This window comes from Kitasatospora sp. NPDC057512 (genome assembly GCF_042802135.1).
In the GTDB taxonomy this organism is placed as follows: Bacteria; Actinomycetota; Actinomycetes; order Streptomycetales; family Streptomycetaceae; genus Kitasatospora.
In genome coordinates, this window is sequence record NZ_JBHVET010001092.1 from 1 (window position 1) to 1,965 (window position 1,965).

Below are 1,965 nucleotides of genomic sequence, written 5' to 3' on the forward strand. Positions count from 1 at the left end.
GAGGAGGGCCAACGGGAGGCCGCCGTCCGAGGCGGGCCCGGCGTACACCCGCAGGGACGTCCGGCCGCCGGCCGGAGCGGCCGTCAGGGACACTCCGCGCCAGCGCACCGGCTGGACGGGCCGCCCCTCGTGGCCCGGGGCCGCGGCGATCAGACCGTGCAGGGAGGCGTCGAGCAGGGCGGGGTGCAGCCGGTAGGACCCGGCGTCGGCGTCCGCCGGCTCGGGCAGGACGGCCTCGGCGTACTGCTCGCCGCCGGCGCCCCGCCAGGCGGCGAGCAGGCCCTGGAAGGCCGGCCCGGGCTGGTGGCCGCGCAGGGCGAGGTCCTCGTACATCCGGGTCGCCGGCACCGGCGTCGCGCCGGTCGGCGGCCACACGGTGGCGGCACGGTCCTGATACGGGGCCTGCGAGGTCTGGTCCCGGTCCGGGGCAGGGGCGCGGTCGGCGCTCAGGATGCCGGTGGCGTGCTCGATCCACTCGCCGCCGCCGGTCGCCCGGCCCGAGATCCGGCAGGTCCGCCGCCCGTCGCCGTCCGCGCCCGACACCCGTACGCGCAGGTCGACGGCACCGTCCGCGGGCAGTTCCATCGGGGTGGCGACGGTCAGCTCCTCGATCCGCGCCGTCCCGGCCTTCGCGCCCGCGTGCAGGGCCAGCTCCAGGAACGCGGTGCCCGGCACGACGACCGTCCCGGCGAGGACGTGGTCGGCCAGCCAGGGGTGGCTGCGGGCCGACAGCCGTCCGGTGAACACCGTCTCGCCGTCGCCGAGTTCGACGGCCGCGCCGAGCAGGGGGTGCTCGGCCGGCGCCTGGCCGAGGTCGGCCGTGCCGGACGGCCCGGCCGCTCCGGTGAGCCAGTAGCGGCGGCCCTGGAAGGGGTAGGTGGGCAGGTCGACGTGGCCGGCCGCCGTCCCGGTGAGGCGTTCCCAGGCGACGGGCAGACCGCGGACGTGGGCCTCGGCGGCGGAGGTGAGGAAGCGGCGCAGGCCGCCGTCGTCGCGGCGCAGCGAGCCGGTGACGATCCCGTCGACACCGGCCTCCTCCAGGATCTGGCCGATGCTGCCGCCCAGCACCGGGTGCGGGCCGACCTCGACGAAGGTGGTGTGGCCGGAGGCGACGAGCGCCTCGACGGCCTCCTGGAAGCGCACGGTGTGCCGCAGGTTCCGGTACCAGTAGGCCGCGTCCAGCCCGGCGCCGTCCTGCCAGTCGGCGGTGACCGAGGACATCAGCGCGATCCCGCCGCCGCGCGGCGTCAGCGGCGCCAGCCCGGCCAGGAGCTCCGCCCGGATCGGCTCGACCGCCGGGCAGTGCGAGGCGAAGGCCGCCGGGATCACCCGGGCGTTGACGCCCTCGGCCCGGTACCCGTCGACCAGGGCGGCGATCGCGTCCGGGGCGCCGGCCACGGCGGTGACGGCCGGTCCGTTGACCGCGGCGATGCTCAGCGCGCCGAGGCGCTCCCGCACCCGCGCGGCGGGCAGCGGGACGACGGCCATCGCGCCCCGGCCCATCAGGTCGACGGCCAGGCGGCTGCGCAGCGCGATGGCGCGGGCGCCGTCCTCCAGGGAGAGCGCCCCGGCCACCACGGCGGCGGCGAGCTCGCCCTGGGAGTGGCCGACCACGGCGTCCGGAACGACCCCGGCCTCCCGCCACAGCGCGGCCAGCGACACCATCACCGCCCAGAGCGCGGGCTGCACGACGTCGATCCGGTCGAGCGGGGACGCGGCGGTCGGGGCGTCGGGCAGGGAGCCTGACGGAGCGTCCGTCCGGGCTCCGGCCGGAGAGTCGACCAGGACATCGGCCAGGACGTCGGCCAACGACCAGTCGACGTACGGCGCGAGTGCCCGCTCGCACTCGGCCAGGCGGGCCGCGAACACCGGGCTCTCGGCGGCGAGTCGGGCCGCCATCCCGCGCCACTGGCCGCCCTGGCCGGGGAAGACCAGGACGGTCCGGCCGGGCTCGCCGGCCCGGCC

General features: G+C 78.4%; 1 protein-coding gene. It reads right to left on the minus strand.

Going from position 1 to position 1,965, the window contains the following annotated elements; all coding sequences use genetic code 11:
* On the minus strand, nt 1-1,965 hold a 1,965-nt coding region (locus ACFU6K_RS37905), incomplete at both ends, for an acyltransferase domain-containing protein (RefSeq protein ID WP_380671044.1).